General features: G+C 73.0%; 6 protein-coding genes and 1 pseudogene. All 7 read left to right on the top strand.

Annotated features, from left to right (window positions below; translation table 11 throughout):
- Positions 1 to 58: 58 nt before the first annotated feature.
- The gene (locus CCS38_RS14895; RefSeq protein WP_223733743.1) at positions 59 to 700 is read left to right on the top strand and encodes an HAD-IA family hydrolase; all 642 of its coding nucleotides are present in this window, start codon (positions 59 to 61) and stop codon (positions 698 to 700) included.
- Between the two features lie 405 nt (positions 701 to 1,105).
- Positions 1,106 to 2,176, top strand: coding sequence for a methionine ABC transporter ATP-binding protein (locus CCS38_RS14890; protein WP_263302072.1), 1,071 nt, complete (start codon positions 1,106 to 1,108; stop codon positions 2,174 to 2,176).
- Positions 2,173 to 2,901 carry a methionine ABC transporter permease gene (locus CCS38_RS14885; protein ID WP_308050799.1) on the top strand — a complete coding sequence of 243 codons (729 nt, stop codon included), beginning with the start codon at positions 2,173 to 2,175 and terminating at the stop codon, positions 2,899 to 2,901. The genes CCS38_RS14890 and CCS38_RS14885 overlap by 4 nt, the downstream gene beginning before the upstream one ends.
- 64 nt (positions 2,902 to 2,965) lie before the next feature.
- The gene (locus CCS38_RS14880) at positions 2,966 to 3,817 is read left to right on the top strand and encodes a MetQ/NlpA family ABC transporter substrate-binding protein (RefSeq protein ID WP_223733740.1); all 852 of its coding nucleotides are present in this window, start codon (positions 2,966 to 2,968) and stop codon (positions 3,815 to 3,817) included.
- A 200-nt stretch (positions 3,818 to 4,017) separates the two neighbouring features.
- A complete protein-coding gene (locus CCS38_RS14875; protein ID WP_223733739.1) occupies positions 4,018 to 4,653 on the top strand; it encodes a GNAT family N-acetyltransferase in 636 nt (211 codons plus the stop codon).
- A gap of 139 nt (positions 4,654 to 4,792) precedes the next feature.
- Complete coding sequence (gene cbiE / locus CCS38_RS14870) at positions 4,793 to 6,013, top strand: precorrin-6y C5,15-methyltransferase (decarboxylating) subunit CbiE (protein ID WP_223733738.1); 1,221 nt, start codon at positions 4,793 to 4,795, stop codon at positions 6,011 to 6,013.
- Between the two features lie 239 nt (positions 6,014 to 6,252).
- Positions 6,253 to 8,142 (top strand): annotated as a pseudogene (locus CCS38_RS14865) (hypothetical protein); the annotation flags it as partial.

Raw genomic sequence — 8,142 nt, 5'->3', positions numbered from 1 at the left:
GCCCGGGTGCGGCCCCGGCCCGGCGGGCGGCGCCGCACACCCCGTACGCTCGGTGACCATGAAGCTCTCGGTTGACGCCCTCCTGTTCGACAACGACGGCACGCTCGTCTCCTCCATGGACTCGGTGTACCGCTGCTGGGCGCGGTGGGCGGAGGAGTACGGCGTCACCGAGGAGTTCGCCCGGGTCGAGCTGCACGGCCGGCCCGCCGCCGACATCGTCGCCGACCTGCTGCCCGCCGAGCGGGCCCCCGAGGCGCTGGCCCGCATCGAGGAGCTGGAGACCGCGGACGCGGACGGCGTGGTGCTGCTGCCCGGCACCCGTGAGCTGCTGGATTCCCTCCCCGCCGACCGCTGGGCCGTGGTCACCTCCGCCACCCGCAAGCTCGCCGAGGCCCGGCTCGCCGCCGTCGGCATCCACCCCAAGCACCTGATCACCGCCGACGACATCACCCGCGGCAAGCCCGACCCCGAGCCGTTCCTGCTCGCCGCCCGGCACCTGGGCGTCGACCCGGCCCGCTGCGCCGTCTTCGAGGACGCGCCGGCCGGGCTCGCGGCGGGCCGCGCGGCCGGCGCGAAGACCGTGGCATTGACCACAACGACCGGCCCGGAGGAGCTGGTGGCCGACGTGGTCGTACCGGACCTGTCCGCGGTGTCCGCGCAGGCCACGGCGGACGGCGTGGAGATCACCACGGCGGACTGAGCCGGCGTCCACGGACCGGTCGGCCGAGTCCGTCATGCGGACTGGCTTGATCGGTCCGCACGCGTGTCTGGTTTACTGGCCATCATGACCACGACGAGCTGCCGCACCCCTGCGACCGAGGCGCACCTGACGCCCGGTGCTCGTTGCCTGTGTCGAATGTGTGACCGCTGAGGGCCCCCGCCTGAGCCTCGCGCCCCGAAGCGAGACCCGCTGCCATGTGCCGGACGACCCGTACAGAAGCGCTCCGTACCTCCCGTACGCCCGCGCTCCGTACGCACTCCCGGCCGCCCCGCGTCACCGGACCCCGGAGCCGGGCGCCCGCCGCCCGCATGCCCCCGCGATCCCCATGCCGCACTCCGCAATGAATGCCCCGTGCCCGGCGGACGAGCCGCCGAGCACTCGACCATGACGGATATCCCTGTGATCACCACTACGGGCCTCACCAAGGTCTACCGATCGGGCGACCGCGAGGTCACCGCGCTGGACGGCGTCGACCTGCACGTCCGCGAGGGCGAGGTGTACGGCGTCATCGGCCAGAGCGGCGCCGGCAAGTCGACGCTCATCCGCTGCGTGAACCTCCTGGAGCGCCCCACCTCGGGCACGGTCACCGTGGCCGGCCAGGACCTCACCGAGCTCGCCGGACACGGTCAGCGGGCGAACCCCGCACTGCGTGCCGCGCGCAGCCACATCGGCATGGTCTTCCAGCACTTCAACCTGCTGTCCTCGCGCACCGTCCAGGACAACATCGAGCTGCCGCTGGAGATCCTCAAGGTCGGCCGCCGCGACCGCGCCCGCAAGGCGCTGGAGCTGCTGGACCTGGTCGGCCTCGCCGACAAGGCCAAGGCGTACCCCGCCCAGCTCTCCGGCGGCCAGAAGCAGCGCGTCGGCATCGCCCGCGCGCTCGCCGGCGACCCCAAGGTGCTGCTCTCCGACGAGGCCACCAGCGCGCTGGACCCGGAGACCACCCGCTCCATCCTCCAGCTGCTGCGCGACCTCAACCGCCAGCTGGGCCTGACCGTCCTGCTCATCACCCACGAGATGGACGTCGTGAAGACCATCTGCGACTCCGCGGCCCTGATGAAGGGCGGCCGGATCGTCGAGCAGGGCACCGTCGCCGAGCTGCTGGCCACGCCCGGCTCGGAGCTGGCCACGGAGCTGTTCCCGGTCACCGGCGAGGCCACGGCCGAGGACCGCACCGTCGTGGACGTCACCTTCCACGGCGAGGCGGCCACCGAGCCGGTCATCTCCACCCTCTCGCGGACCTACAACGTCGACGTGTCGATCCTCGGCGCGGCCATGGACACCGTCGGCGGCAAGCAGATCGGCCGGATGCGCATCGAGCTGCCCGGCCGCTTCGAGGACAACGTCGTACCCATCGGCTTCCTGCGCGAGCAGGGCCTCCAGGTCGACGTCGTGGGGCGCAGCGCCCCGCAGACGCCGGACGCCGCCGTGCTGACCAAGGAGGTCGCCAAGTGAGCTGGAACGCGATGCAGTCGGTGCTCTCCATCGCCACCCTGGACACCCTGTTCATGGTCTGGTGGTCGACGGTCTGGGCCGTGATCGGCGGCCTGCCGGTCGGCATCCTGCTGGTCCTCACCGGGCCGGGCAGGCAGCTGCAGAACGCCACGGTGAACAAGGTCCTCGGCGCCGTCGTGAACGTCGGCCGCTCGATCCCCTTCCTCATCCTGGTGATCGCGCTGATCCCGTTCACCCGGTACCTCATCGGCACCGCCAGCGGCCCCAGCGCCGCCGTCGTCCCCCTGGCGGTCGGCGCCATCCCCTTCTTCGCCCGCCTGGTCGAGACCGCCGTCCGCGAGGTCGACGGCGGTCTGGTCGAGGCCGCGCAGTCGATGGGCGGCGGCACCTGGACCATCATCTTCAAGGTGCTGCTGCCGCAGTCCCTGCCCTCCCTCGTCGCGGGCCTCACCAACACCGTCGTCACGCTCATCAGCTACTCCGCGATGGCCGGCGCGGTCGGCGCGAACGGCCTCGGCAGCGTGGCGATCACCTACGGCCAGCAGCGCAACGACATGCGTTTCGTCGGCGTCACGGTGGTACTGATCGTCATCATCGTGACCGTCATCCAGCTGGCGGGCGACCTGATCGTCCGCAGGCTGGCCGCCCGCGGTGGCCGCGCCGACGCCCCCGTACGTCTGCTGAAGCTGCCCAAGGCCCGCCGGACCGCGGACGAGGCCGCCTGAGTCACCACCCCGGAGCCCGGACCCTTTGCCGGGCGGAACACCACCTGTAAGAAAGGCACTCTTCGTGCGTAACACCGTCAAGCTCACCGGAGCCCTCGCGGCCGCCGCCGCGCTCACCGCCGCCCTCGGCGCCTGCAGCGCCCCCTCCGACCCGGACGTCGACCGGTCGGACAGCGCGAGCACCCCGCTGGTCGTCGGCGCCACCTCCGTCCCGCACGCCGAGATCCTGGAGTACGTCAAGAAGAACCTGGCGCCCAAGGAGAAGCTGAAGCTGGACGTCAAGATCTTCGACGACTACCAGCTCATCAACCCGGCCACCAAGGACAACACCCTCGACGCGAACTACTTCCAGACGAAGGAGTTCCTCGACGACTGGAACAAGAAGAACGACGGCGACGTCGTTCCGGTCGTCAACGTGCACGTCGAGCCGATGGGCCTGTACTCCAAGAAGCACCAGAGCGTCTCCGACCTGACCTCGGGCGACTCGATCGGCGTGCCCTCCGACGCGCCCAACCAGGCACGCGCCCTCAAGCTGCTCGACAAGGAAGGCGTCATCGAGCTCAAGGCCGGCGCCCCCGAGGTGCCGGGCCTGAACGACATCGGGGACAAGAAGGGCCTGAAGATCACCGAGGCCAAGGCGGAGGCGCTCGCGCCGACACTGCCCGACTACGACGCCGCGGTGATCAACGGCAACTACGCCATCGCCGGGAAGCTCAGCCCGAAGAAGGACTCCCTGGCCCTGGAGTCGGCCAAGAACAGCCCGTACGCCAACTTCCTCGCCGTCGACAAGAGCAAGAAGAACGACGCGCGCGTGCAGAAGCTCGCGAAGCTGCTCACCTCCGACCAGGTCAAGAAGTTCATCGAGTCCAAGTACAAGGACGGCTCGGTGCTGCCCTCCTTCAGCAAGGCGAGCTGACCACCGCAGCACGGTGAGCTGACCCGCCACCCGCCCGTACGACGGCCCGTACCTGCCTTATCAGCGCAGATGCGGGCCGTCATACTTGGCACATTCGCAGGCAGATGCTGCATGCTTGTGCACTCAAGACGGGCGGGAGCGCCCGAACGTATTCGCGGAGCTTTACGGAGCTTTACGGTCCACGGCGTGGGAGCAGCTGCATGACATCCACCTTTCCGGACATCTCCATCAGCACGGAGCGTCTGGTGCTGCGGCCCTTCGACGACACGGACATCCCCGCGCTCGGCGACATGATGAACGACGAAGCCGTCGCCGCCTGGACCGCCCACCCCTTCCCGTACACCACGGCGCACGCCCGGGAATGGGTCACCGGCGGCGCCCCGGCCGTACGCACCTCGGGCCGCGGACTCGCCTTCGCCGTCACCGAATTCCTCACCCAGCGCCTGGTCGGATCGGTCCGGATCGACCACACCGACTGGCGGATACGCGGCGCCGAACTCTCCTACATCACCGCCCCCTGGGCCCGCGGCGAGGGTTACGCCTGCGAATCCGCGCTCGCCGTCGCGCAGTGGCTCTTCCGCGACCAGAAGTTCGAACGCCTGGAACTGCGCACGCCGGCCGACAACTCCGCCGCCCAGCAGGTCGCCCAGAAGCTCGGCTGCATCAGCGAAGGCGTGCTCCGCAACGCCTGGATAGCCCGCTCCCGCACCGAGGACGGCGGCTGGACGGACATCCGTACCGACCTCATCGTGTGGAGCCTGCTGCCCGAGGACTTCGACGGCCTCCCGGACCGGACGGAGGACGCGGGCGGCTTCGCGTATCCGGAGTGGCGCTGAGGGGCGCCGGAGAAGGGCGCCGCGGTACGGCCGGGCGCCCGGGGTACCCTCACCTGATCCACGCCCGCACGACGGACGGCCCGCGCCGCGGACCGGCCGTACGGACCGCCCGCACGACGAGACCAGGAGACCTCCGCAGATGGCCGACCGCGTCACCGTGATCGGGTGGGACGGCTCGCCTCTGACCGCCGCCGCACGCTCCGCACTGGGCGCGGCGACCCTGGTGGCCGGCGCCGCCCACCACCTGGCGCTCAAGGAAGTACCGCCCGCCGCCGAACGGATCAGGCTCGGCAGCGTGGAGCTGGCAGCCCGCCGCATCGCCCAGCACCGCGGCACCGCCGTCGTCCTCGCCGACGGCGACCCCGGCTTCTTCGGCGTCGTCCGCACCCTGCGCGCCCCCGAACACGGCCTCGAAGTCGAGGTCGTACCGGCCGTCTCCTCCGTCGCCGCCGCCTTCGCCCGTGCCGGCATGCCCTGGGACGACGCCCAGATCGTCGTCGCGCACAGCCGCGACCTGCGCCGCGCCGTCAACGTCTGCCGCGCCCACACCAAGGTCGCCGTCCTCACCTCGCCCGGCGCGGGCCCCGCCGAACTCGCCCTCCTCCTGCGCGGCGTGCACCGCACCTTCGTCATCTGCGAGGCCCTGGGCACCACCCAGGAACAAGTGACGGTCCTCACCTCGGACAAGGCCGCCGACCACGTATGGCGCGATCCCAACGTCGTCATCGTCGTCGGCGGACCGGCCGGCAGCGCCGCCACCCAGGGGACGGGCTGGATCGCCGGGCACGAGGTCGGCTACCCCTCCGGGCCGCGCGGCTGGGGCCTCTCCGACAGCGCGTACGGAGGCGGCCTGACGGAGGGCGAGTCCGGCCAGCTGCGCACCGCCCAGCTCGCCCGCCTCGGCCCCGCCGTCGGCGACCTGGTCTGGGACATCGGCGCGGGCTCCGGCGCCGCCGCCGTGGAAGCGGCCCGCTTCGGCGCGGCCGTCATCGCCGTCGACGCCGACGAGGACGCCTGCGCCCGGACGACGGCCGTGAGCCGCCGGTACGGCGTCCAGCTCCAGGTCGTGCACGGGCGCGCGCCCCAGGTCCTCGAAGACCTCCCGGAGCCGGACGTCGTCCGCATCGGGGGCGGCGGCACGGCCGTGGTCACCGCGTGCGCGGCCCGCCGCCCCGAACGCATCGTCACCCACGCCGCGACCCGCGACGAGGCGGAGGCGCTCGGCCGCGCGCTGGCCGACGGGGGTTACGAAGTCGAGTGCGCGCTCCTGCAGTCGGTCGAGCTGGACACCTCCGTATGGGTGGAGCGGGAGCGGGCGGTCGTCTTCCTCGTGTGCGGTTACCGCGTGCATCACCCGTGACCGGATCAGTCACCCGCGGGAGGTAGGCTGGCGGATCGTTGCGCCGCCGTTCCGCGATCGGAGTCGTGCGTCAATATCCGGAAAAGTCCGAGGTTTTGGCCGCACAAGATGCTCTTGAGGGCGGACGTGCCGCGAGGCGCGCTCGCTCGTTCTAGCTATGGGGGCGGTCGGCGCGTGCCGCGGTCGAGCGCGTCGGACGAGCGGTTGGAAGGAGCACTACCGATGGGCGAGGGGTACGCATGACCGACACCGGCCAGGTCCCGGGCGAGGGACTGCCGGAGAACGCAGGCGGACATCCCGGAGGGCCGCTGCCGGCGGCCGCTCCCGCCCCTGCCGACGCCGGCCCGCAGCAGCCGCACGACGCGTACACGTACCTCGACACCGCCGAGCAGGCCGAGGACGACGACCTGCTGATGCCGGGCGCCCAGGGCGCCTGGGGCAGCGAGCCGCAGGCCCCGTACGCCGACTACACCCCGGGACGGGGCGCGGTGTACGACCCGGTGGCGGCGTACGACCCGACCCCGTACGAGACGGTGACGTACGGCGAGGAGCAGGCCGCGGGCGGCCCGGAGGCGGCCCAGCCGCAGGCCGCCGCGCCCCAGCCGGGCGCAATGCCGCCCGGAGCCATGCCGGGGCAGGGCGCGCTCCCGAAGCAGAGCACGCCCGCGCGCCGGCCGCTGCACATGGGACCGCCCGTCCCGGAGGCGCACACCGGTGGCGTGGTCCGCTCGCTCGCCGACCGCGGCCCGGCCGGGACCCCGCAGCCGCCCGTACGGCACGCGGGCCCGCCGACGGTGGGTCCGGAGTACCTGGATGTGCCGCGCGAGGATGCGCCGAGTGAGGACGCAGCCGTACCGGTGGAGGACGCGCCGCGCGGCGACGTGCCGCGCGAGGAGCCGGGCGCGCTGCCGGAGGCCGTTCCGGGGCCGCTCCCGGAGGAAGGCGCCCAGGCCGGTCCGCTGCCGATGCCGGAGCCGCAGCCCGAGCAGCCGGGGGCTGCCATTCCGGCGCAGATGCCGGCTTGGGGGGCCGAGCCGGTGGGCGGTGCGGAGGCCGGTACGGCTGAGGCCGCTGGGGCGGACGAGGCCACCGAGCAGCAGTCCGAAGCCGCGGTGGCGCAGCCCGAGAGCGGGCCGCAGTTCGCGGAGGCGACGGAGCAGGAGCCTGTCGAGCACGGTGTCGCGGCGCCGGTCGCCGAGACGGACGCCGCGGGGCACGACGCACCGGAGCCGGCCGCGGAGCCCGCTGCCGACGCACAGCAGAACATCACCGAGGGCGAGCAGGGCCCCGCCGAGGCCGCACCGGCCGGCGCGGAGCAGCCCGCTGCGGAGCCCGTAGCAGAGGAACACGTGCACAACGAAGAGCAGGCCGTGGCCGAGCCCCAGGCGCCCGTCGCCGAGGCACAGCCGGTCCAGGCCGCCGCGCCCGCCGAGGCGCAGGACGCCGCCGAGCTGCTGCAGCTCGGTGACGAGGCTGCGGAGGGCGCGGAGGGCGCGGAGGGCGCTGAGAGCGCTGAGAGCGCGGATGGTGCTCCTGTGGCTGTCGAGCCTGCCGAGGCTGTCGAGACCGCTGAGGTCACTGAGGTCGCAGAGGTGAAGGTGCCGCGGGCTCGGGGATCGCGGTCGGCGGCCAAGACGAAGGCGGCCAAGGCCGCGATCGACGCGGCCTTCGCGGAGGACACCACCCCGGTGGCCGCCGCCTCGGAGCCCACTCCGGAGGTCGCCGCCGAGGCTGCCCCGGAGGCAGCCGTGGTGACCGCTGAGGCAGTACCGGAGGACGCCGCGCCGGAGGCGGAGGCGGCCGGGCCCGAGGCTGAGGTTGCCCCGGAGGCCGAGGTGGCCCCGGAGGCCGCACAGCCTGAGGTGGCTGCGGAGCCCGAGGAGGCGCCCGTCGCGGAGGCGACTCCCGTGGAGGCCGAGCCCGTCGCGGACGCGGCCCCCGAGGTCGCCGAGCCCGAGCCCGAGGCCGCGCCCGAGGCGGAGACGGCGCCCGAAGCCGTCGCCGAGGAACCGGCTCCCACGAGCGAGGCGGAAGAGGCCGCACCGGTCGCCGACGCCCCCGAGGCCGACAGCGAGACCCCGGCCGAGGCCGAGACCGCGCCCGCGGAGGAGACGGCCGAAGCCACCCCG

Source organism: Streptomyces purpurogeneiscleroticus, from assembly GCF_020024005.1.
Lineage (GTDB): Bacteria > Actinomycetota > Actinomycetes > Streptomycetales > Streptomycetaceae > Streptomyces > Streptomyces purpurogeneiscleroticus.
The sequence above is the reverse complement of the archived record's forward strand: the minus strand, read 5'-3'. Positions and strand labels throughout refer to the sequence as shown.